The following is a 15,352-nucleotide window of genomic DNA, read 5'->3' on the forward strand; positions in this document are numbered from 1 at the left end:
ATACCTGCCAAAGCGCAGGAAATTCTCCGTATTTTCCTTCTATCGGGCATTTCCGCTTTCAATTCCTGCATTCTCGCAGGCTTTCTGCCACCTGAGGCCTTATTCAATCAGAATTCCTGTACTTACGCAGGATTCTTGCACTACCTGTCGTGCTGAAATCATCGCTGGCTATCGAAGTGGGACGGTTACTATAGGTTGCTTTTGAATGCTATTGGACTGGCAGCCAATATTATTAAGAATAAATATAGATTGACAGTTTTGAGAGATGGGACTACATTCTAGGGGAGGAAATATCTTCATAGATTTGCGCGGAAGTACCGAGCCGGCCTAACCATGTGCTAGCCATGTTTAGGAGGGTGAAGGTGTGCGCCGATCGAGCTGAGAGCTTCTTCAAAAAGCAGTCGAAACTCAAAATTAGGGAGTGAGGGAATTGATGAGATTTGGCAAGATGGCAGCTTTAAGTATAATGTTGGTCTTGTTCATCACAACCGTATTGCCGTTGTCCTCTGCTTATGCGAATGATGGTACAGGCTTAACCGGCTATTATTACGATAATCAGGATTTCACTAACTTCAAGTTCAAGCGCACGGATGCAACGGTCAACTTCAACTGGGGAAGCGGCTCTCCCGGCACCGGTGTAGGAACGGATACTTTCTCAGTCCGATGGATAGGGGAGATCAAGCCGGAATATAGCGAGACCTACACGTTTACGACGGATACGGATGACGGCGTGCGCCTGTGGGTCAACAATCAACTGGTCGTTGACCAGTGGATCGACCAGGCGTCTACCGAGCATAGCGGCACCATATCGCTTACTGCAGGGCAGAAGTATGCGATCAAGCTGGAGTATTATGACAACGGCTTCGATGCGATAGCCAAGCTGTATTGGAGCAGCCCGTCGGTTGCGAAGAGCATCGTGCCCCAAACGAAGCTTTATCCCGAGCCAGGGATCGCGGTCACTAACTTTACGAATAGTGAGACGATCAACTACGCGCTGCCGCTTATTCGGGGAACGCTGACGGATACGAGCGCAACCTCTCTAACACTAACCAATACTTCCTCAAGCCGAAGCACCAATGTGATGCAGGCCCAGGTTCATCAGGGGAGATTCAAGGTGTTCGCCGATCTGGTTCCGGGAGAGAACAATCTGGTGCTTCAGAGCGGCACTGAGCAGATTAATTTCAAAGTGAACTACGAGCCCGCTACGTCAAACGCGGTGACCCGCATCTTCTGGTACGTCCCGAGTGATCTGAACACCGCTTATCAGACTCAGTATACCAACGATCCGCAAAACTATGCGGATAAGCTTAGCACCTATGCTAAAGTAATCCAGTCGTTCACGGCGGATTCCATGAACAAGCAGGGCTATGGGCGCAAGACCATCAATCTGGAGATGAATCAGACGACAGGCAAAGTTGCTGTGCATATCCTTGCAAGTACGCATCCACTCTCCTACTATCACAATACCACTTATAACAAGAATGACCTGTATGGTGAAGTAGCATCCTTGATCCCTCAGCAATACCCTAACTCTTCCAGTAAAAATCTGACCTTTGTCGGCTTCAGCAAATATGATGCCAATATCGACTACATGTATGCGCACATTGCGCTTGGCGGCGGCGATTACGGCGTGTTTGGCGGGTCAACGGTATGGCTGTTCCCGAACAACGAAACCGAGGTACTGAGCAGGTTTGCCGACCTGAGCGCGGTGGATCCCGATTTTGTCGGAGAGCCTGCCACAACAGTGCAGAAGGCAATCTCGATCGGTTATGGCGCAGCGCTTCATGAGCTCGGCCATGCACTAGGCCTGCCGCATGAGGGCGGCAGCAATTCCATTATGTGGCGCGGCTTTGACTGGCTGCACCGCTTCTTCCTCCTGAAGGATGGCAATGGATATGTATTCGCCGAGAACGAGCTGCCCGAGTGGGATCCTGTCAGTACGGTCAAGCTGCAGTACAGCCCGTTCCTGAATGCAACCCAGCCGCCGAGAGGCCTTACAGTCGGGGGGACGATTACGGCAAGCGGTACGAATAGTCCGGCTGGCGAGCAGAAGGAGCAGGCCTTCGATCATAGTGAGGTCACCAAGTGGCTGTTGGTGAACAGCACTGGTTGGATTCAATACCAATTCGCCGGTACGGATGCCCATGCCGTTACATCGTATAAGATCAGCGCTGCGAACGATGAGCCGGATCGGGACCCGCTGGCTTGGACGCTGTCAGGCTCCAATGACGGGACCAGTTGGACAACGGTCGATACGCGCAGCAACGAGGATTTCCTGAACCGTTACCAAACGAACACTTATACGTTCAGCAATACGACTGCCTATAAGTACTACAAATTTGACTTCACCAACAACAGCGGAAGCCTTCTGCAGGTGGCGGAGATTCGACTGTACGAATAGACTTTCGCAAGTGGGAAATGGAGGCATCTGCTAGCGGTGCTTCCTGCAAGGTGACCAACTCAGAAGCAGCAACCGGATCGGCTCTTCTAATCAGTCTGTTGAGATTACTCAGCAGGCTGATTTTTGTTCGGAAAGGAAAGGCAGGAGTCAGTGGCGGAAGACGCTGCTGCAGCGGGAGGTGAAGCCGACTTGATTGAATCTGTCAAGGGCCACTCCCTCCCTTCTTTTCCGCTTTGCAGGAAGCTTGGATTCGTTGTAATATAGTGTCTATAACTAAAGGCGGAAAGAGCTTGATTTCGCAATGATTATCGAGGAGGGCTTGACGATGACGGAACTCAAGATGAAAATACTGGAATTGCTGAAGGAGGATGCGCGGCTTAGCGCGGAGCTGATAGGTACAATGCTGGATGCCCCGGTGGCGGAAGTGAAGCAGTCGATCGCAGAGATGGAGCAGGATCATGTCATCGTTAAGTATGCGACCGTTGTGAATTGGAGCAAGGTGGATGACGAGAAGGTGACCGCGCTTATCGAGGTTCAGATTACGCCTGAACGCGGCCGCGGCTTTGAGGGTATTGCGGAACGGATTTATTTGTATCCGGAAGTGAAGTCGGTCTATCTGATGTCCGGCGCTTACGATCTGCTAGTAGAAGTACAAGGAAAAACATTGAAGGATGTTGCCTCCTTTGTCTCGAATAAATTGTCCCCGATTGACGCCGTACTTTCAACGAAAACCTTTTTTATCTTGAAAAAATATAAGCAGGACGGCATTATTTTCGAAGAGAATGAAGACGACCACCGTCTTCTTGTCTCGCCGTAAAGGGTGATTACAATGATTAAAGACGAAGAAAAGCAGCCTGAAATATCGAACCGGCGCCAATCTATGGCGGAATATCTTTCGCCTAAGGCGAGAGCGATTAAACCGTCCGGAATTCGTAAATTCTTTGATTTGGCAAGCGGACGCAAAGATATTATTACACTCGGTGTGGGCGAGCCTGATTTCGTGACGCCTTGGCATGTCCGGGAAGCCTGCGTGTACTCGCTGGAGATGGGGAAGACGCAGTATACATCCAATGCGGGCATGCCGGAGCTGCGCGAGGAAATCGGCCTCTATCTGCACAATAACTTTGACGTGACCTATGATCCTGCCAAAGAAATTCTCGTAACGGTCGGGGGCAGTGAAGCGATTGATCTCGCGCTTCGCGCACTCATTACACCGGGCGATGAAATTCTTATTCCCGAGCCTTGCTATATCTCCTACTCCCCCATTACAGCATTGAGCGGCGGTGTTGCTGTAGGTGTGGAGACTTTCTCGAAGGACAACTTCAAACTGAAAGCAGAGACATTAAAGGCGGCCATTACACCACGCTCCAAAGTGCTCGTATTATGTTATCCAAGCAATCCGACAGGGGGCACGATGTCCTACGAGGATTGGCTGCCGATCGCGAAGATCGTGGAAGAGAACGATCTGATCGTTATTTCTGACGAGATCTATGCCGAGCTGTCCTACGGTGACAAGCACGTAAGCTTCGCATCCATACCGGGCATGAAGGATCGGACGATTCTCGTTAGCGGCTTCTCCAAAGCTTTTGCAATGACAGGATGGCGAATGGGCTATGCATGCGGTCACGAGGATTTGATCGCTGCGATGCTTAAAATTCACCAATTTACGGTCATGTGCGCACCGGTTATGGGGCAAGTGGCGGCACTTGAAGCACTCCGCAACGGTCTGGAAGAAAAGGACAGAATGGTGGAGTCGTATAATCAGCGGCGGAGATTGGTTGTGAGCGGATTCCGTGAGATCGGACTGGAATGCCATGAGCCGCAAGGGGCATTTTATGCTTTTCCATCCATCAAATCCACAGGGCTAAGCTCGGATCAATTTGCAACCCGCTTGTTGAATGAGCATAGCGTGGCAGCAGTTCCGGGCGACGTATTCGGACTTGGGGGCGAAGGCTATCTGCGCTGTTCCTATGCAACATCCGTTTCGCAATTGACGGAAGCGATTGAGCGAATGGGCGCTTTTGTACGGAAACTAAAAGGGGAATGAAAAAGATATATTCAGATTTGTTATTGTTTGCTATAATAATTTTAGCAAATCTTTATAATAAATCTATTGGCACAATTGTATATTTATGATTGGCTGAATTTGACGAGGAGGGATGACAGTGGCTTATGCGGATAATGGTCGGACGTCTCGGGAAGAGCCGAACACCATTTCAGCAAAGCAGTTGTCTTCATCCATTAGGATATTGGAAGATGAGATTCATACATTGCGTATTAAGATGGAACAATCGTACATGGAGGAAGCGTCGTTCAGTTCCGACATTGTCATTGACCTCAGCCGAAAGCTCGATGTGAAAATCAATGAGTATATGAACTATATGCATCGAAAGACCAAATCGGAATATTCGGATGCTTGATGAGGAGTCCCTGAGAAGGGGCTTCTTCTTCTTTGGGGTGTCCTTTTATGCTATATTTGAGATGGTCATGCGGATGCTGTCGAATCATTGTTGTGTGCTGCAGCCACTGTCCACCACCCGCCACGGAATATTCCGGCGGGGATGTTAAAGGAGCTGGATGAATGAAATTATATACACGTACTGGAGATAGCGGGCTAACATCGGTCAAAGGCGGACGGGTCAGCAAGGATGATATCCGCGTTGAAGCCTATGGAACGATAGATGAGCTGAACGCATATGTCGGCCAGGCAGCTGCGGCAGCGGCTGCCACAGGTCAAATGGATGAGCTGGTGCAGGAATTAGTAGAGATCCAGCAGGAATTGTTCGACTGCGGCTCGGATTTGGCATTTGCCGATCCGGAAGGCCGGGAATTCAAGATGACCGATGAGCCGTCCACTCGCCTTGAGCACTGGATAGACGCGCATACGGAAGCGGCTCCTGCGATCACCCGTTTTATTCTGCCCGGAGGCAGTGAAGTATCTGCGCTGCTGCATGTATGCCGCACGGTTTGCCGGCGCGGGGAACGCCGAATCGTTACATTAGCGGCAGAGGTGGCCGTTAATAAAGAGGTGCAGAAATATATCAATCGCCTCTCTGACTACTTTTTTGCTGCCGCCAGATCAGCTAATGCGAAGCTGGGACAGCAGGATACGGAATATGTACGGAGCGCGGAAGTGTTCCGCAAACGGGATAAATGAGCGCCGCTGAGATCTATTACGAACCGCTATCCGTACTGGTGTCGCCCGAGGAGGACGGCATGACTGTGCGCAGGGTGCTGGAGCGGCGTCTTGGCGTGTCGCGCAAGCTGCTCTCGCGATTGAAGCTTACCGAGCAAGGAATTACAGTCAACGAACGACGTGTCTATACATCTGAGCGCGTCCGTCAAGGCGATGTAGTGACGGTCAGGATGGAGCAGGAGGAATCTGACGATATATTGGCCGAGCAGATGCCGCTTGATATCGTGTTTGAAGATCGCGACCTGCTTATCGTCAATAAGCCGCCAGGCATTGTTGTGCATCCCACGCATGGACATTACACGGGAACGCTCGCTAACGGGGTTATCTACCATTGGAAGGCAAAAGGGGAAAAGGTGCGGTTCCGGCCCGTCCATCGTCTGGATGAGGATACATCCGGGCTCGTAGCAATCGCGAAGAATCCCTATGTCCATCAGCAGCTGTCGGAGCAGCTTCAAAGAGGAGAGATAGACAAGCGGTATTTTGCCTATGTGTATGGTGCTCCTGAAGCGCAGGCTGGATCGGTTGTCGCGCCTATAGACCGTGATCCGGAGGAACCGCATGTGCGAATCGTAACACCTGGCGGATATCATTCTGTTACTCATTATGAGACAGAAGCGGTGTACGGCGGAGGCATCGCAGCGAAGGTGAAGCTCAAGCTGGAGACGGGGCGAACGCATCAGATCAGAGTTCATATGAAGCATATCGGCTGTCCGCTTATTGGCGACAAGCTCTACGGCTATGCGTTGCAGAACGGCGAAGCCGCCGAGGGCGGATCGCCGCTTATGGAGTCAGCGGTTAACCGCCAAGCGCTTCATGCGGCTGTACTGGGACTTACACATCCCATCACACGAGAGACGATGATCTTTGAAGCTTCGCTTCCAGAAGACCTGCAGCGGCTGGAGAGCTGTCTGCAGCAACAAGGAGGATAACGATGAAAAAGCTAACGATATACGAATATCCCAAGTGCGGCACATGCCGCAGCGCCGCCAAATCGCTTAAGAGCAAGGGCTATGAGCTGGAATCGCATAATGTGTTCGAGACAGCGCCATCGGCCGATACGCTTGCGAGGATCATCGATCTGAGCGGACTGGATATTAAGAAGTTTTTTAACACCTCCGGCGAGGTGTATAAGGAAATGAATCTGAAGGACAAGCTTGCAGACCTGTCGGATACGGAGAAGATTGCACTGTTGGCATCCAACGGTAGACTGATTAGGCGCCCTGTAGTTACAGACGGGAAGACCGTAACAGTAGGCTATAAAGAGGACGATTATGTCCAGGTATGGGGCGATTAATTCTATGGAAGGTGGTTTGACGGTGACAACGCGGTCATGGCGTGCGGAGCGGCTGGACAGGCTGGGCTCCTCGATTTTTGCTGATGTAGCGGAGTGGATGGAAGCGGCCCGCGCGAACGGGCAGGATGTGATCGATCTCAGTATCGGCAGCCCGGATCTTCCGCCATCAGAGCCGATCAGAAGAGCGCTAAGTGAAGCTGTGCTTCGTGAGGATGCGTATGGCTATCCCGGCTCCAAGGGAACTCCGGCATTCTTGAAGCAAGCGGCAGATTGGCTGCATCATCGTTTCGGCATAACCATTGATCCTTGCGATGAAATGGTATCATTGATGGGCTCTCAGGATGGGCTGGGCCATCTGGCGCTTGCCTTGTGCAATCCTGGCGATATCGCGCTTGTGCCCGATCCCGGGTATCCGGTCTATTCAGCAGGACTTGCGCTTGCCGGTATCGAGCCCTATTATATGCCGCTTAGGGCGGAGAATAGCTTTTTGCCGGATTTCGAGGCTATTCCGGTTGATATTTGGCAGAAGGCCAAATTTATGCTTTTAAACTATCCTAGCAATCCGGTGTCTGCGGTCGCAGATGAGGCATTTTATACCAAGGCAATTGCCTTCGCGAAGAGGTATAATGTTCTAATTGTACATGATTTGGCTTACTCCGAGATGGCGTTTGATGGCTACCGTCCACTCAGCATTTTTCAATTGGAGGGAGCAATTGATACGGCTGTTGAATTTCATTCTCTGTCCAAAAGCTTTAATATGGCTGGCTGCCGAATTGGTTTCCTGGCGGGCAATAAGGATGCTGTCAGTGCGCTGCGTGAGCTGAAGGCGAACATCGACTATGGCGTGTTTCTGCCTGTGCAGCAAGCGGGTATTGTGGCCCTGCAAGAGGATATGAAAGTCGGTCGGCAATCTGTGGGGGCGTTATACGAGCGACGCAGGGATGTGCTGCTGGATGCGCTGCGGGAAGAAGGATGGGGAGTGGCGAAGCCCAAAGCCACGATGTTTATTTGGGCGCCGCTGCCGCCGATGAACTGGGAATTGTCGGAACCATGGAACTCGCGTCGTATTGCCCGGGAAATGTTGAATATTGCGGGTGTAGCAGTTGTGCCTGGCGATGCTTTCGGTGCAGAGGGAGAAGGATATGTGCGGATTGCGCTGGTTGAGGATGAGCAGAGATTGCTTGAGGCGGCACGGCGGATTGGTCGATTTATGCGCGGAGAGCATCTCGTGTAAGCATATGAACAAATAGTAAAGGGGAACGAGCGAATGGAGCTTCAAATGGAACTGGAGATGGAGAAGGAGCAAGGGAACAGACTGCTGCTTGTCGATGGTATGGCGCTGTTGTTCCGGGCATTCTTCGCGAATTCTTATGGCGGAAGCGTTCGGCGTACCAGTACCGGTGTGCCTGTAAATGCGGTGTATGGGTTTGTGAAATATTTTATGGATGCGGTGCAACGATTCCAGCCTACTCATGTCGTCTGCTGTTGGGATATGGGAAGCCAGACGTTCCGGACGACACAATTCGAGGGTTATAAAGCGAATCGCCCTTCGGCTCCTGAGGATCTTATCCCGCAGTTCGATCTTGTGAAGGAGGTCGTGGAGAGCTTCGGAGTTCCCAATGTCGGCATTGTCGGGTATGAGGCGGATGATTGTATCGGCACGCTTGCCAAGCGTCATCGCACGGATGCGCAGGTGTTCGTGCTGTCAGGGGATCATGATCTGCTGCAGCTGGTGGACGATCGGATTACAGTTGTCATTATGAAGAAGGGGCAGGGCAACTATGCCATCTATACGCCCCAGTATTTGCTCGAAGAGCGGCAATTAACACCAGCGCAAATCATCTGTGTGAAAGGTTTAATGGGGGATACGAGCGATAATTACCCTGGTGTTCGCGGGATTGGCGAGAAGACTGCGCACAAGCTTGTACAGGAATTTGGATCGGTAGATGGGATATTATCGAATCTGGACCGTGTATCGAAGACGATACGGGCGAAGATTGAAGCAGATCTCGATATGCTTCATCTGTCACGCGAGCTGGCCTGCATCCACTGCGAAGTTCCCGTTGAGCTGGAGTTCAGCACAAGCAACTGGTCGGTCAATCGGGCGCAAGTCGTCAGCAAGTTCGAAGAGCTGGAATTCCGCAGCTTGATGGCACTTATTAGTTAATTGTTATATTGCTGCAAAGAAGGGGCTGTCCGAAAGTCCAATAACGAATGTGTCAGTCCCAAATGATGTAAAAAGATGCCTCCTAACCATTAAAAAATGGGACTGGAAGCATCTTTTTTTGTATATGGGGGGGATTAGCGGGACTCTGCAATCATCACTTTCTGGACAGCTCTAGTAGTTCTCTTCCCCACGATAACCTGCATCGGCTGGGAGGTTCTCTAGCGCTTGCCTTTCCCCTTCTCCATGTGTGGTTTGACGGTAGAGTGACGGAGTAAGAAGCCTGCGAATGTGCATGAATTTCGGTTACAAGATGCCATAATGGTAGAATGCCTGCGATCAGGCATGAATTTGAGACAAAATCCGCCGATAAGGGGAATCTAAGGTAAAATACCTGCACTCTGGCAGGCATTTTACCTTCATGGGGGCATAAATGTGAAAAAACCTGCCGTTTCGCATGTTTTGCCAAGCTTAGCTCGTATCTCGTATCTCGCTTGTCTCGGCGTTTGAATGACGGATCATCCTCTGGCGAGGAGTACGTCAACAATCCCATGATTGCAGACATTCTACATCGTACAGCTTCTTAAAGCGGGGCTGAGATTTCCAAAAAGGACTTTCGGAACAGCACCTTTTTTATTATACGGGTGGCGGAATCTATCAAATAGACAATGAACGCATAGAATGAAATCAACTCATTGAATGGTCCGATTAGAACATCTGTTTGCGAGGAAAAACCTCCCATATTGTCGAAATGGGGATTGATAGACCTGTTTTTAATAGGAGGAGCGATGAAATGTCGGAAATTAATGATTTTAAGAGACTAACTATCCACAAACTTGATCATTTACTTACGGAATTAAATGCAGTATACGACGAACGTTATACGGTTGTTGTACTCACAAATTTCGGGTATGTCCGAGGTAGATATCACGACATAATGAATACAAAGGCATCAGAACTTGCTAAATCAGTTAAGCTTACTGAAATTGACAATCCGCCAGCGATCCTTCTAAAAGATGTAGAAATAAGAGCTTTCGCCAATGGAGCGTTTTACTCTATACACGAGGAAATGGTGTTATTCACTGATCAAATTGTCGGTATAAAAATTTCCGATCATAAAGGCAATATTTTCTAGCCAGAGTTGCTCTCACATACATTGACAACCCCGATATGCGGATCATTGACCGAACGTTTATGTCAGCTCTACCAGCAGTGGCCCGAAGGTCTCTTCGCGGCCTTGGTGCTCAAGCAGCAGCTCGAAGCAGTCACCGGTTGCGACAGGGCCAACACCTGCTGGTGTGCCTGTATAGATCACATCACCCGCACCGAGCCCCAGTCGCGAGCCAATATATAATCTACCAACTGCTGGAGTGCAAACAGCATATCTTTCGGAGATCCTTTTTGTACAATATCGCCATTCTTGATCAGAGCGAATTGAAGCTGCTGAAAGCTTGCACTTCCGGCAAAAGGACGAAACTCGGTCAGCACAGCGGATCCGATGAAGCCTTTGGCGAGCAGCCAAGGCTGCGCCTTGTCCTTGAGCTTGGTTTGCACATCTCTTGCGGTCCAGTCAATGCCTAGCGCGATGCCGTCGATTAATTCATCAAGCGGCATACCCGGTTGATAGGATTTGGCAATTCGGACAACGACCTCAATCTCGTAATGGATTTCACCAATGCTGCCGGGCAAGTGCAGCTTGCCTGCTGCCGGATGCAGTGCATGGGTTGGTTTGCCGAATAGGATAGGCTCCTTGGGCGCTTCATTGCCTAACTCCTTCGCATGCAAGGCATAGTTGCGTCCGACACAATAAATATTGCGAATAGCTTCAAACGATTGCGGCATGGGTCAGCCCTCCGTTATTTTAAGTATGATCACCTCCATTAAGAGTATCGGATTACGCAATCATTTTCCACTTAGGTGCTATCAGCTTCTCCATTACAGTTGTGAAGATATGATGAAAGTATTAAAATTTCAGGCTCATTGTCCGAAAACATAACAATATAGGTCCAACAGCTGGGATAAGGAGAAGGGGAATGGGTACAATGAACCTGAAAATGATGGCTTTAAGCGCAGTATTGATTGCTGCAGTAGCAGGAACAACGGTGGGGGCAGAAGCTCTTTCCCCAAGAGGAGCGACCGGCTATGCCGAATCAGCGGCGCAGAAGGAGAAGGTGACGCTGACCTATCCTAAATCGAGTATAGAGCTGACGCTGGGATCGCGGCTTTCCATTGATCATAAGCTGGTGAAATCTGCGCCGGTGGACGTACAATACGCGGTGGGCAATCCGGGCATTGTGAAGGTGAACCGCCAAGGCGTGCTGCTGCCTGTTGCTGCCGGCACAACGACGGTGACGATTACCGTCTCTTCAACGAACTATACCGGTCAGCTCAAGCTGCCTGTTACGATATCAGCGGCCAAGCCTGCCACAGGCCAAGCGAAGCCAGCCTACGAGGTTCGCAAAGTGAAAGCAGGAGGCAGAACATTCGCTGTCAATACAGTGACGATTCCAAAAGGAACGCCGGTCACAATCGGAGTCGGTGATCGAACAGTAGGCGCGACGCAGACGCTTGCCGGAATTGCCAAAGCATATAATGCCGATGTTGCGATTAACGGCACCTTCTTCGAGGCTTATGGCGGAGCGCCTGATCCTTACGGCAACTTGATTATCGACGGGGCCGCTGAGCACATGGGAAATCTGGGTACGACCATTGGATTCAAATGGGATGGAAGTGCTGTCATGGATTCCTTGCGGCTCAAGGTTTATGGAGAGGTGGAGGGAAGCCGGGGCACGCGCAGCTGGTATGCTTATTTTATTAATCGTAAACCAACCTCAGGCACGGCAGCAACTTTATTCACACCCAAACGGGGAGCAAAGCTGGGCTTTGCAGCTGAAAAAGCAATCATTGTGCAGAACGGAATCGTCAAACGCATCGCCAGCAATGAGAATGCCGCGATTCCCAAGGATGGGTATGTACTTGTCTATATGGGAGCTGAGAACGGCCAGGCGAGCCGCTTTGAGGTTGGCGATAAAGTATCTTATGAGGTCGAGTATACAGACATTGACGGCAATAAGCTGGATTGGAGCGGGGTCCATACGGCTATCGGAGCTGGGCCAAGACTTGTAAAGGATGGCAAAGCTGCGGTGAACGCGGCTGTAGAGGGATTTCGTGATCCGAAAATATTGACCGGAGGCGGAGCTCGGAGCGGCATTGCTATTCTCAAGGATGGATCTGTGATGATTGCAACGGTATCCGGGGCAACAATGCAGCAATGGGCGCAGGTAATGGCTTCACTGGGTGCGCAGCATGCCATGAACCTGGATGGAGGGGCATCATCGGGTCTGTGGTATAAGGGGAAAACGATCACCTCGCCAGGGCGCGAGCTTAGCAATGCTTTATTGTTTGGCGAACGATTGAAATGGTAGGGACAACGCGCTGATGTTGCGGAATTGGAAGCTTCGGAAGATGACCCGTGTTGAAGGAGGGGACTGGCCTGACTTCATAGGTCGATAGCCCCTGCCTGCATCTCCCAGCCCGGCGTAGCGCATTGATGGTAGTCCGCTATAGCAGAGCATTGACGGCGGTCGACCGCTGTTGAGCAGCGCGGAGTAGAGTGTAGTAAAAGTAGATCGTAGTAAGTGTGGAGTGTAGTAAGAGTAGAGTGTAGTAAGTGTAGAGAGTGTAGTACGTGTGGAGTGTAGTAAGGGTAGAGTGTAGTAAGTGTAGAGAGTGTAGCAAGTGTGGAGTGTAGTAAGGGTAGAGTGTAGTAAGTGCAGATTAGTGTAGTGCTGAACTGTGCAGTGCAGTGCAGCGAAGTGCAGTGTAAATTAGAGTAAAGTATGAATCCTGCGAAAGTGCATGAATGCTGGTTAAAAGCACCAGTATGGGGTGAAATGCCTGCGTTAGCGCAGAAATAGTAGGCAGAATGGGCCGACTTGACGCGATTATGGCGAAATGCCTGCTCTGTGGCAGGCATTTCGCTCTAAGCAGGTCGAAACGAGGGGAAAAACTGCTTTTGCGCAGGCATATTCGTCATTCACACAAGCGCCCCAAAAAAGTGAAGCCTCCACTCTGATTTGACCAGTGTGGGGCTTCTTCATTAGTTTTTGGGCTGCTTGATTCGGGGCGAATCCTTTCGGGCAGCCCTCCAGTATGTGCTAATCGCTTATGGTTCATCCATCACTTCCGGAATGGCATTGCCATATCCGCTATCGCCGGGATATTGGCGTTCCATGCCGGCATGCAGCTCCCGGTTCTCGTAATCGAATCGGTTCGGCGGCCGCTGATCAATTCTCCACGGTTTGCTTTTGCCCAGAGACAGAGCCGGGATGTCCGACCCATAGGGGCCTTCAGGGAATTCCTCGGCTGTGAGGTCGTTGCGCTGGGATTCAACCGTCGACAGATCGGTGTAAGGCTGGCGGTTCTCGTCAATGAAACGGCTCATGGTGAATTCCTCCTGTAGCAGCATTCAATTACTGTTACAGTTTGCCCCGATTAATCGGTAAAATTCACCGTTCCAACCACGAGACTCAAAAACTCGCTTAATTCAGCAGCTTCTTCCTCCGTAAGTTTGAAAGTATATTCGATATACCCCTCTTCTTCCAGATCATCAGGGCCGATGATCGCGGTGCGGCCATTCTGAAGGTCGGCTACAAGCACCTTGCCATAGAAGCGGCTTGTGGAAGTGATCGCCAAATCAAATCTCTTGTAGCTTGGAGTAATAAAGGTGACAAAACGTGTAGAAGTATTCTCGGTTGAATCGGACATAAAATCATAATCGGGCAGCAGCATTGTGCGGTTTCCTCCTTCATTTCCTGAACCAGATAGCATATTCACGCGCTTCGCATGTTCGTACTATCATAGCATTCCGCCGCGATAAGGAGCAACCGGCAGCGGTATTTCTGCTGCTGATTCTCTCTGCTCCAAGGGACGATGAATTCCTCCTATTGCCAAGTTGTACAGGGTTATGCTAAGATTACAGCAATCGAATCGCTTGAACGGGAGGAAGCACCTCTCTGGCCTATTTAAGGCTGGGGAGGTGCTTTTTTGCATGTGCTGCTTTCCTTCTCTCTTCGTTCAGCTAATAAGATTAATATTCAATCATGATGGAGGTATGGGTATGAATATCGTATTTTTGAACACTTTCGAGAAGGTTTGGGCGGGGGAGAGCGGCGCTCAGGCGCAGCTGTCCATTTGTGAAGAGGAAGGAGTTTGGTCTGTTATTTGGACGGAAGGACAGGGAGAGCATGGCGCCAGCGGGGAGCAGTCGATATGGTTCGAGGGCGGCTCCTGGGAAGAAATGATCACAGCATTCCGGCACGGAATTGCTGTTCAGATGGGCCAGGGATATGTGCCGCTGCTGGACGGAATGCTGGATGATCGGCGCATTGACAATGGCAAGGGCAATATATTTGCTATGCTTCAATGCTATGGTGAGAAGAATGCTAATCCCATTCTGTTCGATTCGCTTCGGGAATGGCGGAGGACTAGAGCTGCCGCAGATAAGAAGTCGGCCTATCTCATCGCGACGAACCGGGTACTTTGGATGATCAGTGCTTATGTGCCGCAGCAGCTTGATGAACTGAAGCAAATTCCCGGCTGGGGAGAAACGAAGCAAGCGGCTTATGGGGAAGATATCATTGCGCTTACGCGCACCTTTCAGCAGACGACTTCTTTTCCACTGGATTGGGTCGTGGAGGCATTGGATGAGCATATATTCAGGGAATGGCTGCTCAAGCAGAAGGAGAATCGATACAAGCAGCAGATGGAGAAGCAGCAGGAGAAGAGAGCACTGCTTGGCGCGATAGCGGCAGGAAGAACTTTAGATGAGCTGCAGGCGGAACTGGAACTGCCGCGCCGTGAGCTGTTGGAGAGGATTGAGAGGCTGGATAGTGAGGGCTATGATCTGGAGCCGCTGATCGAACGCGAGCTTGAGCACGTTCCTGAGTCTGAGCAGCAGCTTGTGTGGGATGCGCTTATACATGTAGGAGATCGGTATCTGAAGCCATTGCTTCATAAGGTATACGGTGACGAATCCGACGTACAGGGCAAGCCTGTTGACTCGCTGTATGACCGTCTGAGACTGATCCGTCTGCGCTATCGCCGGACGAAAGGGGAGGCGGTATAGTCATGTCATTCAGAGGCAGGAATGGAAATGAGCCGCGATATGCGCGTTAGGAGCTCAAGCAATGGAGATAAGTGTGATATGCGCATTGGGAGCTCAAGCAATGAAGTCCCCTTAACGACTGTCGCTGAAGGGAAGCTTCATTAGCTTGATCATGATTATGATATGGGGCA

The 15,352-nt window shown here is 50.6% G+C and carries 14 protein-coding genes and 1 pseudogene; 12 read left to right on the plus strand and 3 right to left on the minus strand.

Features of this window, described 5'->3' with window-relative positions; all coding sequences use genetic code 11:
* Window positions 1-433: 433 nt before the first annotated feature.
* From K0T92_RS06895 to K0T92_RS06940, 10 genes are all read left to right on the plus strand, one after another.
* A complete protein-coding gene (locus K0T92_RS06895) occupies window positions 434-2,401 on the plus strand; it encodes a PA14 domain-containing protein (RefSeq protein ID WP_219871706.1) in 1,968 nt (655 codons plus the stop codon).
* Between the two features lie 325 nt (window positions 2,402-2,726).
* The gene (locus K0T92_RS06900; RefSeq protein WP_219871707.1) at window positions 2,727-3,218 is read left to right on the plus strand and encodes an Lrp/AsnC family transcriptional regulator; all 492 of its coding nucleotides are present in this window, start codon (window positions 2,727-2,729) and stop codon (window positions 3,216-3,218) included.
* A 12-nt stretch (window positions 3,219-3,230) separates the two neighbouring features.
* On the plus strand, window positions 3,231-4,448 hold the full coding sequence (locus K0T92_RS06905; RefSeq protein ID WP_219871708.1) for an aminotransferase class I/II-fold pyridoxal phosphate-dependent enzyme: 1,218 nt from the start codon (window positions 3,231-3,233) through the stop codon (window positions 4,446-4,448).
* A gap of 112 nt (window positions 4,449-4,560) precedes the next feature.
* Complete coding sequence (locus K0T92_RS06910) at window positions 4,561-4,821, plus strand: Spo0E family sporulation regulatory protein-aspartic acid phosphatase (protein ID WP_219871709.1); 261 nt, start codon at window positions 4,561-4,563, stop codon at window positions 4,819-4,821.
* 161 nt (window positions 4,822-4,982) lie between these two features.
* Window positions 4,983-5,558: a cob(I)yrinic acid a,c-diamide adenosyltransferase gene (locus tag K0T92_RS06915; RefSeq protein WP_219871710.1), complete on the plus strand. Its 576-nt coding sequence runs from the start codon at window positions 4,983-4,985 to the stop codon at window positions 5,556-5,558.
* A complete protein-coding gene (locus K0T92_RS06920; protein WP_219871711.1) occupies window positions 5,555-6,526 on the plus strand; it encodes an RluA family pseudouridine synthase in 972 nt (323 codons plus the stop codon). Before K0T92_RS06915 ends, K0T92_RS06920 begins: the two co-directional genes overlap by 4 nt.
* Before the next feature lie 2 nt (window positions 6,527-6,528).
* A complete protein-coding gene (locus K0T92_RS06925) occupies window positions 6,529-6,891 on the plus strand; it encodes a Spx/MgsR family RNA polymerase-binding regulatory protein (protein ID WP_219871712.1) in 363 nt (120 codons plus the stop codon).
* 22 nt (window positions 6,892-6,913) lie between these two features.
* On the plus strand, window positions 6,914-8,125 hold the full coding sequence (locus K0T92_RS06930; protein ID WP_343223652.1) for an aminotransferase class I/II-fold pyridoxal phosphate-dependent enzyme: 1,212 nt from the start codon (window positions 6,914-6,916) through the stop codon (window positions 8,123-8,125).
* 33 nt (window positions 8,126-8,158) lie between these two features.
* Window positions 8,159-9,058, plus strand: coding sequence for a 5'-3' exonuclease (locus K0T92_RS06935; protein ID WP_246627943.1), 900 nt, complete (start codon window positions 8,159-8,161; stop codon window positions 9,056-9,058).
* Window positions 9,059-9,848: 790 nt separating this feature from the next.
* A complete protein-coding gene (locus K0T92_RS06940; protein WP_219871713.1) occupies window positions 9,849-10,190 on the plus strand; it encodes a hypothetical protein in 342 nt (113 codons plus the stop codon).
* 57 nt (window positions 10,191-10,247) lie between these two features.
* Here K0T92_RS06940 and K0T92_RS06945 read toward each other — a convergent pair.
* A pseudogene (locus K0T92_RS06945) lies at window positions 10,248-10,897 on the minus strand (fumarylacetoacetate hydrolase family protein).
* A 191-nt stretch (window positions 10,898-11,088) separates the two neighbouring features.
* On the opposite strand from K0T92_RS06945, the gene K0T92_RS06950 reads away from it, so the two are divergent.
* Window positions 11,089-12,480 (plus strand): phosphodiester glycosidase family protein, encoded by a 1,392-nt coding sequence (locus tag K0T92_RS06950; protein WP_219871714.1) that lies wholly within the window; start codon window positions 11,089-11,091, stop codon window positions 12,478-12,480.
* A gap of 740 nt (window positions 12,481-13,220) precedes the next feature.
* Here K0T92_RS06950 and K0T92_RS06955 read toward each other — a convergent pair.
* The gene (locus tag K0T92_RS06955; RefSeq protein WP_219871715.1) at window positions 13,221-13,499 is read right to left on the minus strand and encodes a hypothetical protein; all 279 of its coding nucleotides are present in this window, start codon (window positions 13,497-13,499) and stop codon (window positions 13,221-13,223) included.
* A gap of 50 nt (window positions 13,500-13,549) precedes the next feature.
* A complete protein-coding gene (locus tag K0T92_RS06960) occupies window positions 13,550-13,846 on the minus strand; it encodes a DUF3055 domain-containing protein (RefSeq protein WP_219871716.1) in 297 nt (98 codons plus the stop codon).
* Between the two features lie 328 nt (window positions 13,847-14,174).
* Between K0T92_RS06960 and K0T92_RS06965 the strand changes: the two genes are divergently transcribed.
* Window positions 14,175-15,182: an HRDC domain-containing protein gene (locus K0T92_RS06965; protein WP_219871717.1), complete on the plus strand. Its 1,008-nt coding sequence runs from the start codon at window positions 14,175-14,177 to the stop codon at window positions 15,180-15,182.
* The last annotated feature ends 170 nt before the right edge of the window (window positions 15,183-15,352 follow it).

This window comes from Paenibacillus oenotherae (assembly GCF_019443105.1).
In the GTDB taxonomy this organism is placed as follows: Bacteria; Bacillota; Bacilli; order Paenibacillales; family Paenibacillaceae; genus Paenibacillus_Z; species Paenibacillus_Z oenotherae.

What these genes read in the sequence shown, in the direction of transcription:
- K0T92_RS06895 (WP_219871706.1), top strand. Translation starts at nt 434, where the DNA reads ATGAGATTTGGCAAGATGGCAGCTTTAAGTATAATGTTGGTCTTGTTC.
- K0T92_RS06900 (WP_219871707.1), top strand. Translation starts at nt 2,727, where the DNA reads ATGACGGAACTCAAGATGAAAATACTGGAATTGCTGAAGGAGGATGCG.
- K0T92_RS06905 (WP_219871708.1), top strand. Translation starts at nt 3,231, where the DNA reads ATGATTAAAGACGAAGAAAAGCAGCCTGAAATATCGAACCGGCGCCAA.
- K0T92_RS06910 (WP_219871709.1), top strand. Translation starts at nt 4,561, where the DNA reads ATGACAGTGGCTTATGCGGATAATGGTCGGACGTCTCGGGAAGAGCCG.
- K0T92_RS06915 (WP_219871710.1), top strand. Translation starts at nt 4,983, where the DNA reads ATGAAATTATATACACGTACTGGAGATAGCGGGCTAACATCGGTCAAA.
- K0T92_RS06920 (WP_219871711.1), top strand. Translation starts at nt 5,555, where the DNA reads ATGAGCGCCGCTGAGATCTATTACGAACCGCTATCCGTACTGGTGTCG.
- K0T92_RS06925 (WP_219871712.1), top strand. Translation starts at nt 6,529, where the DNA reads ATGAAAAAGCTAACGATATACGAATATCCCAAGTGCGGCACATGCCGC.
- K0T92_RS06935 (WP_246627943.1), top strand. Translation starts at nt 8,159, where the DNA reads ATGGAGCTTCAAATGGAACTGGAGATGGAGAAGGAGCAAGGGAACAGA.
- K0T92_RS06940 (WP_219871713.1), top strand. Translation starts at nt 9,849, where the DNA reads ATGTCGGAAATTAATGATTTTAAGAGACTAACTATCCACAAACTTGAT.
- K0T92_RS06950 (WP_219871714.1), top strand. Translation starts at nt 11,089, where the DNA reads ATGGGTACAATGAACCTGAAAATGATGGCTTTAAGCGCAGTATTGATT.
- K0T92_RS06955 (WP_219871715.1), bottom strand. Translation starts at nt 13,499, where the DNA reads ATGAGCCGTTTCATTGACGAGAACCGCCAGCCTTACACCGATCTGTCG.
- K0T92_RS06960 (WP_219871716.1), bottom strand. Translation starts at nt 13,846, where the DNA reads ATGCTGCTGCCCGATTATGATTTTATGTCCGATTCAACCGAGAATACT.
- K0T92_RS06965 (WP_219871717.1), top strand. Translation starts at nt 14,175, where the DNA reads ATGAATATCGTATTTTTGAACACTTTCGAGAAGGTTTGGGCGGGGGAG.